At 61.9% G+C, this 14805-nt stretch carries 15 protein-coding genes; 8 read left to right on the top strand and 7 right to left on the bottom strand.

What is annotated here, in order from left to right:
* Positions 1–12: 12 nt before the first annotated feature.
* The 4 genes from AOT96_RS08940 (at position 13) to AOT96_RS08955 (ending at position 4181) form a co-directional block, all read left to right on the top strand.
* Positions 13–654 (top strand): histidine phosphatase family protein, encoded by a 642-nt coding sequence (locus AOT96_RS08940; RefSeq protein WP_065351607.1) that lies wholly within the window; start codon positions 13–15, stop codon positions 652–654.
* Positions 654–1838: a winged helix DNA-binding domain-containing protein gene (locus AOT96_RS08945; protein ID WP_065351608.1), complete on the top strand. Its 1185-nt coding sequence runs from the start codon at positions 654–656 to the stop codon at positions 1836–1838. Before AOT96_RS08940 ends, AOT96_RS08945 begins: the two co-directional genes overlap by 1 nt.
* 133 nt (positions 1839–1971) lie before the next feature.
* Positions 1972–3447, top strand: a complete 1476-nt coding sequence (locus tag AOT96_RS08950) for an aldehyde dehydrogenase family protein (RefSeq protein ID WP_065351609.1) — start codon at positions 1972–1974, stop codon at positions 3445–3447.
* Entirely contained in the window at positions 3444–4181 is a 738-nt protein-coding gene (locus tag AOT96_RS08955; RefSeq protein WP_065351610.1) for an SDR family oxidoreductase, read from the top strand. Before AOT96_RS08950 ends, AOT96_RS08955 begins: the two co-directional genes overlap by 4 nt.
* Before the next feature lie 82 nt (positions 4182–4263).
* Here the strand turns inward: AOT96_RS08955 and AOT96_RS08960 are convergent, their stop codons facing one another.
* Positions 4264–4905 (bottom strand): TetR/AcrR family transcriptional regulator, encoded by a 642-nt coding sequence (locus tag AOT96_RS08960; protein ID WP_058038428.1) that lies wholly within the window; start codon positions 4903–4905, stop codon positions 4264–4266.
* A 293-nt stretch (positions 4906–5198) separates the two neighbouring features.
* Here AOT96_RS08960 and AOT96_RS08965 point away from each other — a divergent pair, with 293 nt between their 5' ends.
* Positions 5199–6548, top strand: coding sequence for a lipase family protein (locus AOT96_RS08965; protein WP_065352803.1), 1350 nt, complete (start codon positions 5199–5201; stop codon positions 6546–6548).
* A gap of 17 nt (positions 6549–6565) precedes the next feature.
* On the opposite strand, the gene AOT96_RS08970 is transcribed toward AOT96_RS08965, so the two are convergent.
* Genes AOT96_RS08970 through fepB form a run of 5 tightly spaced genes read right to left on the bottom strand, consistent with a single transcriptional unit; the run spans position 6566 to position 11395 of the window.
* The gene (locus AOT96_RS08970; protein WP_042922913.1) at positions 6566–7408 is read right to left on the bottom strand and encodes a siderophore-interacting protein; all 843 of its coding nucleotides are present in this window, start codon (positions 7406–7408) and stop codon (positions 6566–6568) included.
* Positions 7409–7429: 21 nt separating this feature from the next.
* Positions 7430–8254 (bottom strand): ABC transporter ATP-binding protein, encoded by an 825-nt coding sequence (locus AOT96_RS08975; RefSeq protein ID WP_065351611.1) that lies wholly within the window; start codon positions 8252–8254, stop codon positions 7430–7432.
* A 24-nt stretch (positions 8255–8278) separates the two neighbouring features.
* Positions 8279–9334, bottom strand: a complete 1056-nt coding sequence (locus AOT96_RS08980) for a FecCD family ABC transporter permease (RefSeq protein WP_080726583.1) — start codon at positions 9332–9334, stop codon at positions 8279–8281.
* Positions 9331–10377 carry a FecCD family ABC transporter permease gene (locus AOT96_RS08985; protein WP_231917416.1) on the bottom strand — a complete coding sequence of 349 codons (1047 nt, stop codon included), beginning with the start codon at positions 10375–10377 and terminating at the stop codon, positions 9331–9333. The genes AOT96_RS08980 and AOT96_RS08985 overlap by 4 nt, the downstream gene beginning before the upstream one ends.
* Positions 10378–10381: 4 nt before the next feature.
* Positions 10382–11395, bottom strand: coding sequence for a Fe2+-enterobactin ABC transporter substrate-binding protein (fepB, locus tag AOT96_RS08990; RefSeq protein WP_065351613.1), 1014 nt, complete (start codon positions 11393–11395; stop codon positions 10382–10384).
* A gap of 104 nt (positions 11396–11499) precedes the next feature.
* Between fepB and AOT96_RS08995 the strand changes: the two genes are divergently transcribed.
* The gene (locus AOT96_RS08995) at positions 11500–13116 is read left to right on the top strand and encodes an AraC family transcriptional regulator (RefSeq protein WP_065351614.1); all 1617 of its coding nucleotides are present in this window, start codon (positions 11500–11502) and stop codon (positions 13114–13116) included.
* Here the strand turns inward: AOT96_RS08995 and AOT96_RS09000 are convergent.
* Positions 13104–13481, bottom strand: coding sequence for a VOC family protein (locus tag AOT96_RS09000; protein ID WP_030537422.1), 378 nt, complete (start codon positions 13479–13481; stop codon positions 13104–13106). The two genes, AOT96_RS08995 and AOT96_RS09000, sit on opposite strands and share 13 nt — an antisense overlap.
* Before the next feature lie 100 nt (positions 13482–13581).
* Here AOT96_RS09000 and AOT96_RS09005 point away from each other — a divergent pair, with 100 nt between their 5' ends.
* Together AOT96_RS09005 and AOT96_RS09010 are read left to right on the top strand one after the other, a co-directional pair.
* Positions 13582–14307, top strand: a complete 726-nt coding sequence (locus AOT96_RS09005) for a TetR/AcrR family transcriptional regulator (protein WP_007735703.1) — start codon at positions 13582–13584, stop codon at positions 14305–14307.
* Positions 14304–14741: a hypothetical protein gene (locus tag AOT96_RS09010; RefSeq protein WP_065351615.1), complete on the top strand. Its 438-nt coding sequence runs from the start codon at positions 14304–14306 to the stop codon at positions 14739–14741. The genes AOT96_RS09005 and AOT96_RS09010 overlap by 4 nt, the downstream gene beginning before the upstream one ends.
* Positions 14742–14805: the final 64 nt, after the last annotated feature.

Below are 14805 nucleotides of genomic sequence, written 5' to 3' on the forward strand. Positions count from 1 at the left end.
AAAAGGGGTCTCGTGCAGGATCTTTACGTCGTCACTCATCCTCATGCCGAACACACAGCGCAGGACGTAGTCGGCGGTTGGCACAATTCGGTTCTCACCCCCGCTGGTCGGCGCGATGCAGGTTTGATCGCCGAAGCACTGAAACGACGACGCACCGGAACTTCGCGCGCGGTCCGCATCACCTCGTCCGACCTCGAACGGTGCACCGAGACATCCACGATCATCGCCCGGACACTCGATGCTCCGGCGACAACAGACACTCGATTGCGCGAAATCAGCTTCGGAGAAGCCGAAGGACGCCCGAACTCGTGGCTGGCCCAGCGGCAGGTCCCGGCCCCTGACAACAACCGCCTCGATCACCGTGGCCCCGTTGCCGGTGCCGAGACCCGCCGCGACATCGCATCAAGGGTTCACGAGTGCATGTGCGAACTGATGGACGATCTCGATCACGATCACATCGTCGTAACCCACGGCTTTGCACACACATTCGTCGTCTCCGCCTGGCTACAGATTCCCGTCGACGCCGCAGGATTTGCGACCTTCGCGACCACCCCGGGTGCAATCACACATCTCCGACACGACGACTACTGGCGCAACCGAACCCTCGTGCAACTAGCTGATACGACGCACCTGGACTGTGGCACGATGGCCTGATGCGCCATGTCTCCGACGACGAACGCCGTGCTCGCATAGGAGTACGTCATGCGCTGGAGCCAATGTTTCACGTCGATTCGCCGGAAGCTGCCACGCGGGCGATGACGGTACTGCACGCCACCGAGTCAGCGACGGTCTATCTGTCTTGCTGGGCGAGGGTTCGGTCCGTGGACGCCGCCGACGTCGACCGCGCCCTGTACGACCAACGCAGTCTCGTGAAGCAATTGGCAATGCGCCGTACACTCTTCACCTTTCCCCGCGACTTGCTGCCGGCCGCGTGGTCGAGTGCGTCCGCCCGCGTCGCGAACACCGAGCGGGCACGAATGGCCAAGGATGTCGTCAAGGCCGGACTCGCCGTCGACGGCAACGACTGGCTCGATCGCGCACGGATGGAAGTACTGAAGTTGCTCACCGATAGGCCTGAAGGGCTTTCAGCGGTAGAGATTCGTCAGGCCGTGCCGATGATAGACGTCAAGGTCGAGGGTTCGGCAGGTGAAATCTGGTCGGCACCCAGGGTTCTCACGCATCTCGGGGCGACCGCAGACATCATGCGCGGCACCAACACCGCCCGCTTCCCCGTCTCACGCCCACTGTGGACTCTCACTCGACACTGGCTCGACGACGCCCCCTTCGATCTCGAATCTGCAGACGGCTATCGAGAAATAGTCCGCCGTTGGCTCTACACCTTCGGACCGGGCACGGAAGACGACATCGTCTGGTGGCTGGGCTCGACGAAGACGGTCGTCCGGGCCGCCCTCGCCGAACTCGACGCCGTTGCAGTCTCACTCGACGGAGGCGACACCGGCTGGTTGCTACCCGATGACGTCGCCACGGTGCCTGATCCAGGTCCTTGGGTGGCACTCCTACCGGTGCTCGACCCGACGGTCATGGGGTGGAAGAACCGTGACTTCTACCTCGGCCCGCACCGCAACCAACTCTTCGACACCCGCGGTAATGCCGGCGCCACCGCTTGGGTCGACGGTCGCGTCGTGGGGTGCTGGATCCAAGACGAAACCGGTGTGGTGCACGTCCGATTGCTCGAGACCGTGTCAGCGTCTGCGCGACGTTCTCTCGATGCCGAGGCGGCGCGCCTCACCGAGTGGCTGGGCGGCGTCAGAATCGGCACTGGGTACGTCTCACGGGCTATGAAGCAGGCGGCTGAAATTGCTGGAGCCACGCCTTGACGATGTGACCAGAACACTGTTCTAGCTGTTCTTTCTGCTAACGCCATCCATGCGCGGCAAGGCAACCATCGACAAGTGTACGAAACGTACAGTACACTTCGAACTTCACCGATTGACCGATCTAGGAGGATCCATGGAAGGTCAAGCAGTTCGTGAATACGGTGCGTACATCGATGGAGCGTTCCGAGCCATCGGCACATCCACCTTCGAGGCGCGTGACGCCGCTTCCGGCGCTCTACTCGCCACACTGTCCCGATGCGGGGCAGAAGAAATCAATGATGCGGTCGAAGCCGCCAGGCGGGCATTTCCTGCATGGGCGAACCTGACCACTGAAGAACGATCCGCAAAAATCTTGCAGTTTGCCGCGCTCGTGGAGGATCGAACCGAAGAGCTTGCCCAACTCGAGTGCAGGGATACCGGGCGGCATATCAGGGAGATGCGAGAGGACTATCGAGCCGCCGTCTCACACCTGCGATACTTTGCGTCAATCTCGTTGGCCCACCATGGCTTCGGCCGCGAGTTGGCATCGGGATACCTGGTCGCGAAGCGAGTGCCATTGGGCGTATGCGGACAGATCATTCCCTGGAACGATCCCGTTGTGATGACGGCATTCAAGATTGCTCCCGCTCTCGCTGCCGGAAACACCGTCGTACTCAAACCTGATGAAAATGCCTGTGTTTCAGTCATGGAACTGGCGAGGATCGCCGCCGAAGTGTTCCCGAAAGGCGTTCTCAATGTTGTACCCGGCCTCGGCGAAGAGGCCGGCGCAGCCCTGATCGGTCATCCGAAAGTCAGCAAACTCGCTTTCACCGGAAGCACCGAAGTCGGCCGACTCGTGGCACACGCCGCAGCCTCACGGCTGATCTCGACCACTCTCGAACTCGGCGGCAAGAGTCCCAGCATCGTGTTTCCTGATATCGAGGACATCGATGCAGTGGTCGCCGATGCCACCGCGGGTGTCCTCATGTGCAACGGCCAATCCTGCCTGGCCGGAACACGTCTCTTCATCCACGAGGATATCTATGACGCCTTCGTGGAAAAACTCGTCGCAGGATTCCGATCATTGCGAGTCGGGCCACCACTCGAGGAGGACACCGAACTGAGTGGATTAATCCACAAGGAACATGCCGATCGTGTGATCTCGATGATCAATTCCGGAATCGAAGAAGGCGCACAAGTACTTACCGGCGGCAAACGAACGGTAGTGCCGGGATTCGAAGCCGGAAACTTCGTCGAACCGACAATTCTGGAGGTCACGAACTCGATGCGAATTGCGCAGGACGAAATCTTCGGACCTGTTTTGTGCGTCCTCAAGTGGAACAATTACGAGCAAGTGATCACAGAAGCCAACGACACTCCATACGGACTCGCTGCTGGGATCTATACCTCGAACCTGAAGAACGCCATGGAAACCGCGGACCGTCTCGATGCGGGCTGCGTCTGGATCAATCAGTACTTCAATCTGGGAGGCGGCGTCCCCTTCGGCGGATTCAAGGAAAGCGGTCTCGGGCGAGAGTTCTGCCTCGAGACGCTCAACGAATACACCCAACTCAAATCCATCACTGTCGCCACGTCGACGCCCACGACAAACCAAGGAAACACACATTGAATATCTCGGGAAATACCATCTTCATTGCCGGCGGAACCTCCGGTATCGGGCTCGCACTTGCAGTGGCATTGCAGAACGAGGGGAACAAGGTAATCATCGGTGGACGGCGATCCACTCTGCTGCAAGAGATCTCGAGCAAGCATCCGAAGATCAGTACCGTCGTCATCGACGTAGACGACCCGAAATCCATTCGAACGGCGTATGAATCCGTAACGGAGGACTTTCCCGATCTGAACGTCCTTGTGACGATGTCGGGAATCATGTACCCGGAGGACCTGAAGAACCCGGACTTCCTCGACGTCGCCGAACGAACGATCACGACGAACCTACTCGGGACTATTCGACTGGTCGGCCAGTTCATTCCGCATCTGTTGACGAAGCCGACCGCCACCATCGTCACTGTGTCATCCGCCGTCGGCTTCGTCCCACTTCCCATCACGCCCACGTACAACGCCACGAAAGCTGCCGTTCATCTCTTCACCGAGAGCATGCGCGTTCAACTCGCCGATACTTCGATCCAGTGCATCGAACTCATCCCACCGGGCGTCCGCACCACACTGATGAACCAGGAGAACTCGGAATCGGCTCTACCCCTTGATGATTACATCGAAGAAACCATTGCTCTACTGAAAGCTGACGACAACGCCACAGAGATTGTGGTCGAAGCGGCCAAGCCACTTCGTCGTGCCGAGATCAACGGTGAGTACCAGAACGTGCTGAAAATGCTCAGCTGACAGTGCCGAGTTGACACACATCGCGCAACGCTGGAGAGGGCAGTACCCTCTCCAGCACAAAGGATTTCAGCGAATATCCCCTTTAGACACCGTTCCGGAGTCCACGAACTGCATGATCGATGATCGAGCGCACCGTGTTGTCGTCGATACTCGCGTGCCCCACCAACATCCGGTAGATCAAGGGACCGAAGAAGAGATCGATCGCTTCCTCGATCTCGATGTCGTCGCGGAAGTATCCGGACTCAACACATCGTCGAATCAGTTCGGCGAAGCCGCGACGACGTTCGTCGAGGAAGAAGGTACGGAAGTATGCAGCCGTCGTCGGGTCGTTGGCACACGCGCCGACAAGTTCGGCAAAGATCGACCCGAGTGGACCTCGGTAGAACCTTCCGATGTCCTCGAGGTAATCGTTCAAATCGTCTTGCGCACTGTCGGTCTCCGGAAACGTCAAGTGCCGGGCCATGAGCACACCGAACGCTTCAGCGGCGATCGCCTGCCGCGACGGCCAGTGCCGATACAGCGTGACTTTGCTGACGCCCGATTGCTCGGAGATCGCATCGATGGTCGCCGCCTTCATTCCCCCGGATTTCAGAAGCGCTTCCGCTGACCGAAGGGCCTTCTCGTGGGCCGCCTCGCTACGTGCACCGCTCGGAGGAGTGAGCAGTCCAGCCTGGGCGCCGGCCGAGTCTCGAAACACGCCGTCATCGGGAGCGCGCTTACCCATGTCCACTCCTTCGTCCTTCAAGACCGTGCAGCACAGAACATTTCCCGGAATCGGACGACCCGGAACAGCCCAAGGCAGCAGCTCGTCGCGACAGCTACTAGTCGTATCGTACACATGGCATCCTGAGCAGAATTAGCAAGGCCACTTCAAAGATCTCAATCACATTGCGTCCATGCATGATTCAAACAACCAGCGCAAGCCTCTCGTTTATTACTCAAAAGTAAGATAGCGTGTGGTCGTCATCACACCAGCCCGTCAAGTACCGAGAGACATACGAAACCGAAGGGTCGATCGTGGCATCAAAGATTCTCTTTCAGGGAGTGGTGGCGCTGACAGCCATTGCACTCACAGGCATCACAGCACCTACTGTCGCCGCGCAACCGTCGGCGGATTCCTTCTATCAGTACGACGGTTCGGCACCGCTGTCGTCGTATCAGCCTGGGGCCGTGCTCAAAACGAGAACCTTGCCCTATCACGTCGTCAACATCCCCACCCCGCTGCAGGCCGTGCAGGTTCTCTACCGGTCGACCGACGCTCTCGGCCGGCCGTCTGCCAATGTCACCTCGATACTTCGACCGCCCAACGCCCAGCCGGACAAAGTCGTCTCGTTTCAGTCTGCTTACGACTCAATGAACCCAGAAGACGGGCCGTCACGAGCCATCGCGGGGGACACCCCGATCGGCAGCCTTACCGCCAGCGGGCGCAATGTCGCCTTCGGCGGGACTTTCGCTTCCGGCGAAGCCGTCATGTTCGGTCCTCTACTGGCGCTGGGCTACACCGTCGTCATTCCCGACACCGAGGGCCCGAACGCGGACTTCGCGGCAGGACCCGAATACGGAATGATGACTCTCGACTCCCTCCGTGCCGCTCGCAACACATCCGAGACAGGTATTTCCGACTCAGCCGAGATCGGTCTGATGGGATACTCGGGCGGAGCAATCGCCACCAACTGGGCGTCCATCCTCGCGCCGGACTACGCCCCGGACATCAACGAGGACCTGATCGGCGCCGCCCAGGGTGGTCTGTTGGTCAACCCGGCAAACAACCTCCGGTACGCAAACGGAAGCATCGGTTGGGCAGGCGTTGTCGGGATGGCGGTCGTCGGACTTGCCCGTGCCTACGACATAGATTTCGACCCGTATCTCGGCGATCGCGGACGCGAACTCCTACCTCGGATCGAGGATGCCTCGATCGGGAACGTCATCCTGCAGTACCCGGGGGTGACCTGGCAGGACCTTGCCAAACCAGAGTATGCGAACCCCAACTCGGTGCCCGAGTACGTCGACGTGGCCAACAAGATCAACATGGGCAACGCGCCGATACCCACCATCCCGATGTTCATCGCTCAAGCCGCAAACGGAGCCCTCGAGGGCACCCAGCCAGGTGGACCGGGCGTCGGCCCTGGCGACGGAGTCATGGTTGCCGGGGACGTCCGCTCACTCGCCACTCGCTATTGCGACGCAGGTTTGTCCATCCAGTACGACCAGTACGACACCATCAGTCACGTTCCGGGTGGCGCGCTGTGGCTCCCCGGCGCCATCACCTGGCTCAACGACCGTTTCAACGGAAATCAGTTGCCGAACAACTGCTCGAACATCGCACCGGGCAATTCCCTGGCGCCGGAAGAACACGCGGTGGGCTGACGAATCCAACAGTCGCATCAGATACCGATTGCCAGATCGTCGATGTCTGCGAGCGTGCCGCCGTTTTCGAGGATGCTCGTGTAGTTCCGAAGTCGGTTCTGATCTATCTCGGTAGTGCTGACCCCTCGCTTCCAGTACCCGAAGACAACTACATCGTCCTTCGCCAGGCCGACTGTCTTGCGGAAATGCGCTCGAATGGCTCGCATCTCGTCCCGTTCCCCGGCACCCCACACCGCGTAGTCTCCTGGGTTATCGAGTTCGACGGCGTACTCGGCGAGGCCATCTTCGACATGGTGCAGCTCGAGGCCGGGGATCACGGGTAGTTCCGCGAAAGCCTCGGCGTCACCGGTGGCGACCCAGCCGACGCCGGTCAGTCCCTCGGGCCACTGAAGCAGAATCGAATAGAGGGCAGGTATCGCGGTGTCGTCGGCGAACAGTGCGACGCGGCGACCAGCGATCTCGGGAACGAGGAAGTGCGGGCGAGGACCGGTGAGTGAGAACGTGTCACCCACACGCAGGTCGGCGGCCCACCTCATCATCGGGCTGGTGTGGCCGTGCAGCACTACGTCGAAGGTCATCGAACTGCTCGGCGCGTTGCAGGTGCGCACCGTGTAGACGCGAGAGACGTCGCCGTACTGCGGACCGAGCTGGATGCGAAATGCGACGTTGGGCCGCAACCAATTCGGGTCGTCCGCCGACGAAGTCAACTGGACGGCGATGCGCAAGATGCTCTCGGTCGGCCGTTCGACGCGTTCGACGACGGCAACCACGTCGTTGAGACCGCGGTCGTGGTCTTCTCCGCGTGGCGCCTTTGCCGACGCAGACGTTTCAGTTTCTTCAGGTCGAGATGCGGTAGTCATTGATATCTCCTGATCGGTGGTTCAGTTGTGGACGGGTAGCTGACTGACAGGTCTTCGATCACGCGGAACAACAAGTGGCCGTCCGGTTTCCGGGTCTTCGAGAACCAGCGCCTCGAGGTCGAAGACTTCGCGCAGTAACTCAGGGGTGAAGACGTCCGAGGCACTGCCCTGCATGACAATTTTTCCGGACCGCATGGCAACTACGTGCGTGGCATATCTGGCCGCGAGGTTCAGGTCGTGCAGGACCGCGACCAATGTTCGACCGGACTGGTGGAGTTGGGAACAGAGGTCGAGAACCTCGATCTGGTGTGCGATGTCGAGAAAGGTGGTCGGTTCGTCGAGCAACAACACCGGGGTGCGCTGCGCAAGCGTCATGGCGATCCATACCCGCTGACGTTGTCCCCCACTCAGCTCGTCCACCAATTGGTCTGCTGCATATCGCATTCCGACTTCATTCAGGGCCTCGGAGACAACATGCTCGTCTTCGGGTGACCACTGGCGCAGCATGCTCTGATACGGATATCGGCCGCGGGATACGAGGTCTGCGACACTGATCGCTCCAGGAGAGAGCGGGGACTGTGGCAACAGGGCGATTCGCCGGGCGACTTCTTTGTTTCGATAGGACCGAATATCGTTACCGTCGAGCACAACACGACCCGATCGAGGTGCGAGCATTCTGCCGAGCGCACGCAACAATGTCGACTTGCCACACCCGTTCGGTCCGACGACGACGGTGAACCCTCCATCGGGGATCTCGAGACTCAACTCGTCCACGATGGTTCGATCGGCGTACCGTAGTTCGATCTTCTCGGCACGCAGCCGCGATGTTGGGGTGGCAGTAGTCATGAATCTCTTTCGTAGCGAGTTTTTTCAGGCCTGACGAGCGAGCAGCCAGATCAGATAGGCACCACCGAGCAGACTGGTGACGAGACCGACCGGAGTGCGGAGACCGACCTCGACCGCTTGCGCGATCAAGTCGGCGCCCGCCAGCAGAACTGCGCCGAGCAGGAAGGAAGTCGCGACAAGAACACCGCTGCGCCGTGCCAACCGTCGTGCGATCTGGGGAGCGGCGAGCGCCACAAATGCGATGGGGCCGGTGGCCGCGGTCGCCGCGCCGGTGAGCGCGACCGCAAGCAGAATGCCGGCAAATCGGTATCGCTCCACGGAGATCCCGAGCGAGGACGCAGCGTCGTCGCCCATCTCCATCATGGTGACGCGCCGGGACACCACGACGAGAGCAGGAACGAGAACACCGACGGCGATCGCAACACTGACCGCGTGTGGCCAACCGCGCCCGGTCAGCGAGCCGGCCGTCCACTGCTGCACAACGGTGGCGTCGTCGATATCCGCACGCACCACCAGGAACGACATCACGGCGCTCAGCATCGCGCCCACGCCGATACCGACCAAGACAAGTCGAAGACCGCCGCTGACGCCGTCTTTGCGTGCCAGCGCGTACACCAGAAGCGCCGTCAGCATGCCGCCGAGAACAGCGGCGCCCGCGGTCTGCAGTACCCCGCCTCCGAAGAAGACGATCTGAACCACGGCTGCAGTCGCAGCGCCGGTGGTGAAACCGATGATGTCCGGCGAGCCGAGAACATTGCGCGAAAGCGTCTGGAAAACCGCGCCGGCCACACCGAGGCTTCCGCCCACGCCGATCGCCGTGATCAGCCGCGGCAGCCTGCGATTCTGGACGGACCGAACCGCCGCTGGGGCGCCTTCGCCGTGCAGGGCACGCCATACTTCACCCAAGGACAGATCCAGGGTTCCATACATCAGCGTGGCAAACGAGAGCGCCGCCAATGCCGCACTGATTGCCACGGCTACGAACAGCACTCGCGGAACTATCCGCCACGAGTACGACCCGATTCGAACCACCCAACCGCGGAACAGCGGTGGAACCGGCTGCGCTGCAATCGCATTCACAGCGACGCCACCCGCCGCGAGCGAACAAGCGCAACAAACAAGGGGCCACCGAGCACCGCCACGGCGATCCCCGTCTGCAGATCTCCCGGCGCTGTGGCAACGCGACCGAGAACGTCGGCCAAGAGCAGAAATGCCGGGGCGACAACGAGCACGCACGGCAGAAGAAATCGCAGATCCGGCCCGACGACGCCGCGCACGATGTGCGGCGCAGCCAGGCCCACGAATCCGAGCGGTCCAGCCGCCGCAGTTGCGGCCCCTGCCAGCAGGATGACTGCGACAGCGGATCCGACCCGTGCGGGTCCGGTGCTGGCACCGAGCCCTTTGGCGACATCCTCGCCGAGCGCGATTGCGTTGAGTGGACGAATCAGCAACAACGACAACACGATACCGACGATGACGAAGGGCAGAACAGTGACGATCACGTCTCCGCCGCGGCCTTGCAACGAACCCACTGCCCAAAATCGGAACTGATTGAATGCGGCCTCGTTGCTTATGAGAACCATGCTGGTGAGAGCCGTGATCGCCGTCGCAACAGCGGCACCGGCAAGCGCCATGCGCGCTGGGGTCGCGGCGCTGCGATGCGCCGACCCCAACATGTACACACCTACCGAGGCAACGGCCGCGCCGGCAAGCGCGAACCACAGATAGCCGCCGACCGAAGTCACCCCCAGATAGGCAATCGCAATGACGACTGCTGCTGATGCTCCGGCGTTCACACCGAGTAGTCCCGGATCGGCCAGAGGGTTGCGGGTGATCGACTGCATCAGCGCGCCGGCCAGTCCGAGCGCGGCCCCGACCACAAGCCCGAGAATTGTTCGAGGCAAACGTGATTCGATCACAATCAGGTGCTCGTTGTTACCGGCGTCGTAGGAAAGAACTGCATCGAGGACAGTGGAGACGGGGATGTTGCGTGAGCCGATGACGAGTCCGCCGACGGATGCCAGCACGATTACAACGATGGAGACGAGGACCAACAACCCCGCACGCGCGGCCGTCCCGGACCGCGGTGGCGCTTCGGTCCGGGACTGCACAGAAACACCCACGCGGTCATCCACCGAACGTGGACACCAGCGACTCGACCGTCTGCTTTGCACTGAAGTAGTCGAGACGGAAGGCTGCCGTTCCCGTCGCGTATACCCGATCACCCTTGACCGCAGGTTGATTCGCAAGGAGCGGGTCGGCCGCGAGTTGCTTCTCCACGTCCTTGGGCCCCATCGAGACGGCAAACAGCGTCTGCGCCCCGTCTAGTGCGGCAGACATGTTTTCGGAGCTGACGATCGCGACGCCGGAGGCACCCCGCTTGTCCGGAGCGACAAACTGCTCGGCGGGCTCGGCATAGGTGAAGCCGAGCGAGGCCAGCAGATTGCCCTGCGGGCTGTCGGCTCGGAACGTCCAGACACCGTCGGCACCCATGTAGACCAGTGCCGTCACCGGCTGCTCGGGAAGTTTGATCTTCGCGGCTTGGGTGGTGACCCAGCTGTCGTATTCGTCGACGGTTTTGGCGGCCTCGCTCTCGAGTCCGGTGACAGTCCCGAGCTGATCAGCGAGCTCCTCCCAGGAGCTGGCGCCGTAGTCGAGAAGAACAGTGGGTGCGATGTCGCTCAGCTGTGAGTAGGCGTCGAGTGTCGAGTCGCCGCCGTTAGCGGAGCCGATGATCAGATCGGGCTCGAAGGTCTCGATCGCGTCGAGGTCCAGCTCGAGATTTCGGTAGAGCACCGCGACGCCACGATCAGCCGCCACGCCCGACCACTGGGAGAAAAACCCCTGGTCATCGGTCATTCCCGACGGCGTTGTCGCCGCACTCGCGACCACCGGCGCTCCGATCGCAAGCAGCGTGCCGGTCAACGACGGCGAGGTGGACACGATCCGAGTCGGCTTTGCAGTGATCTCGGTACTACGGCCGCCGTGATCGACGGTGCGCGGCCAGCCCTCGGTGGCCCCGGAGGTTTCCTGGGTGCCCTCGGTTCCGGTGTCACTACCTGACGAATTCGAGCAGCCGGCAAGAGCGAGGGCGACGACCGCGGCGAGTACTGCCGCCGTCGGGCGTAGAGATCTGCGCATGAGATGTGGCTTTCTGAAGATACGAGAGTGCGCCGCTGCGAACGCAGTCGGCAGAGGTAAAGTTAGCCATACTTAAGTCGCAAGGGTTGTCCAGGAGCGCCAACGTGTTACCACTATCGGGAAGGTCGGACGCAATCGACTTGGGGCCGATCCGCGCCTGCCGCACCGAGCCAAGCATCGGCCGCTCACCGCTGTTGTTCTGGGTTCTCGCAGGTAGTGGACGCGTCAGGACCGGATCGACCGTCTACGAGGTGCCGGCGGGCGAGTTGCTGTGGATCCCGGCGGGCGTGCGATATTCGATGGAGACGGACTCGGAATCCGTCGCGTTTCCCATCCTGCTTCCGCCCTCGAACGGCGTCAGCGCCGGGCCGGCTACCGTGACGCGTCTGCGCGTTCCGCCCGGATGGGAAGACAGACTGATCCACGAGTTCGTTCACAACCTGGGCTATCTGCGCGGCGACGCTGCACACCCGTCGTCCTTGTTCGAAATGATTACCCGGGCCGACGACGGGGCCACCTCGCTGCCGCAATTGCCGCAATCACGGGAAGCGTTCGAGATCGCGCACGCCCTGTTGCGAACACCTGGCACCGACGACACCGAGGCACAATTCGCGAAGCGTGCCGGGATCAGCATTCGAACGCTCCAGCGATACTTCGTGGAAGAAACCGGCCTCACCTTCACGCGCTGGCGGCTTCGAGCTCGGATCGCCGCGTCGTTGGAGTACCTGAAGCAGGACCGCGAGATCGGTTGGATTGCAAACGAAGTCGGCTTCGAAACGGGCAGCGGATTCACGCGTGCGTTCCGGTCCCAGATGGGAGAGAGCCCGAGCGACTATCGCCGCCGGGCCCTCTCCGGTCCAACCGATCGCAGCGTGGACACCGACAACGATCAAGCATTGGTCCGCATGCTCGCAGAGACCAGGCAGCCCGGGGAAACAGCGCCGCCGATACCGGCCAATGCGACGTGGCCGCGCGTCAACGGCGCCCACGTCGCCGTGTGGGTCTACCGAGGCCAAGCCCGGGTGGACGTCGCGGACCGCAGCTGGGAACTGCGCACCGGAGAGGCCATGATTCTTCCTGCAGGCGTCCTCAATACCGTCACGGTTCCGACTGGTTCACTGCTTCTGCCGCTCGGCTTCCGTTCCTCGAACGGGTCGACCGTATCTGCCGACGCCCTCGAGACCGTGCAGTTCTCCCCCGCTGACGAGTTGGCATTGCTGCACACTTTCGTCGCCGCATACACGCCCTTGCGCCCGCGCGGCCACGACAGCGCCATGGCATTCGACATCATCGCCACCGGCCCTCTTGCACAACCGGTTTCGAACACCTCGCCCGCCGCTTCGATTGCCACACGACTGGCAGCGACGACCGCCGCCCGCCCGGCCGACCCTCGCACTCTGGACGAGTGGGCGCAAGAGTTCGGTACTGACGCAGCCAGGCTGCGCCGGGAGTTCCGTATCGAAACCGGCACCACGTATCCGCAGTGGCGATCGCTTTCACGGATGACCCAGGCACGCACCCAACTCCAACTCGGGGTTGCACCCGGCACGGTGTCGAGGAACCTGGGTTACGCGCACCTGCCCGCATTCAGCCGAGCGTTTCGCACTGCGCACGGGATCTCACCGCAGCGCTTCCAAGCCCAGTCCGTCGAACGCGCCCTCTGGTTACGTTCTGTGCCGCGCGCCGCGGAGCCGAGCGCTCGGGTTCTTCACACCCACTGAACGAGTTGCCACACGATTCCGTTGGCGTCGACGAACTGGCAGTAACGCTCACCCCACGGTTCCGTCTCCGGTTCGGTGACGACGGAGGCACCTTCAGCAGCGATGCGGGCGAACTCGGCGTCGACATCGTCGACCACGAATGCAATGAGCAAGCCTTGACCGGCCGGACCTGCGACGAAGTCGGGCTTGAACGTCCCGAGCCCGGTGCGCAGGAAGACCACGTTGACCCCGGCATCCGGATGATTCAGGGAAACGAAGCCGTCATCGGCCATGGCCTCGGTGAAACCGAAATGGGTTTTCGCGAAGTCTGCCGATGCGTCGGTGTCGGCGACGTTCAAGGACAGAGCAGTGCTGGTGATTTTCATCGTGGGCCTCCCATGATCGATAAACCTTATGCAGTGCATACAGTATGCACCGTATAAGGTATACCACCGTTGAGGTATTCCCGATTTCTGGAGACGACTGATGGCACGCGAACTGATCGACCTGCTCTGGCGCGATCACCCCCTCGCGCCGAAGGGTGGCACCCGCGGCCCGCGAGCGAAGGTCACCACCTCACAGGCGGTCGACGTCGCGATCTCCGTCGCGAATACCGACGGCCTCGACGCCGTGACGGTCCGCCGATTGGCCGCCGAACTCGGAATCTCGGGCATGGCGGTGTACACCCACGTCGGATCCCGCGACGATCTGCTGGTGCTCATGGTCGACGCCGTACACGGACACAGCCCACTCCTGCCGTACGGGAACATGACCTGGCGCCAACGTGTGCGTCGGGTCGCCGAGGAAGAACTTGCCCTCTATACGGAGCATTGGTGGCTCCTGGACATCTCCGATCAGCGCTCCGCGTTGGGTCCGGGAACTATCGCGAAGTACGACCACGAACTTCACGCCTTCGACGGCACGGGACTGAGCGACATCGACCGGGACTCCGCCCTGACATTTGTCGCCGACTTCGCCCGATCCTCGGCGCAAGCGCGGCGCCCTGACCCCCGAGCAGCCGACATGGCCGAGGTGTGGTCGTCCTGGAACCAGCGTCTGGCTGCTTATCTCGGCGACGACTTCCCGCTGGCGCAGCGAGTCGGAGGGGCGGCCGGCGAGGCCAAGAACTCCCCGTACAGCCCCGAGGCGGCCTGGGAGTTCGGGCTGGACCGGGTACTGGACGCCCTGGACGGCCTCATTCACATCGAATGACATTCCTGCAATTCGTGGGAGACAATGTGTCCGTGCAGCGTTTCGGTTGGTCTCGACGGTCCGACGGCGACCCTTCGTTGTTCGAACCGCGAGAGCTGTTGCACGCCTACGAGAATCGATCGACCCGAGAGATACGAGATTCCGGCGAGCTTCTCATCGAGATTCCGCTGAGCGACGCGAGCATCGTCGAGATCACCGTTCTTGATGCCTCTGCGGGCTGGATCGACTCCCGCGTGCGAGGACTCTGCAGTTCACTGGACAAGATCGACCGCCGGGCTCAACGCGTACTTCGAGGGGGATTCAGCATCGGCTGGATCGAACTCGAATCGGAGTGCCACGGCGTCATCGACTACTGGGAAAACGGGGTCAACAACGAATACCCCATCTCCATCGTGTGGAACGGAAACTCCTGGGAAGAAGCGGCAAGCACCTAGCCTCGATATCAGCGGCATATATCCGCGAAGACGGGGTAGACGAGTACATACCAGCGGCACATCG

The organism is Rhodococcus sp. 008 (assembly GCF_001682295.1).
GTDB lineage: Bacteria > Actinomycetota > Actinomycetes > Mycobacteriales > Mycobacteriaceae > Rhodococcus_F > Rhodococcus_F qingshengii.